The 270-nt window shown below is 48.5% G+C and carries 1 protein-coding gene; it reads left to right on the top strand.

Annotated elements, in window-relative coordinates:
- The coding region (locus tag NDO48_RS29240) for a pantoate--beta-alanine ligase (protein WP_267322921.1) at positions 1-270 on the top strand (270 nt) is incomplete at both ends.

The following is a 270-nucleotide window of genomic DNA, read 5'->3' as shown; positions in this document are numbered from 1 at the left end:
GGCCACTATCGTCCTCAAACTGTTAAACATTGTGCAGCCAGACGTGGCGTTTTTTGGGGAAAAGGACTATCAGCAGTTGGCCGTCATTCGCTCGATGGTCAAATATCTCAATATGACAATTGATATCATCGGCGCTCCGACGGTTCGGGCTGCGGACGGTTTGGCGTTATCGTCTCGCAATGGATATCTGAATGACCACGAACGCACGATAGCCCCTATCCTTTACGCATGTTTAAAGAAAATAGCTGGGGCAATTAAGGACAAGAGGCT

The sequence above is a fragment of the Aminobacter sp. MET-1 genome, from assembly GCF_026521175.1.
GTDB lineage: Bacteria > Pseudomonadota > Alphaproteobacteria > Rhizobiales > Rhizobiaceae > Aminobacter.
The sequence above is the reverse complement of the archived record's forward strand: the minus strand, read 5'-3'. Positions and strand labels throughout refer to the sequence as shown.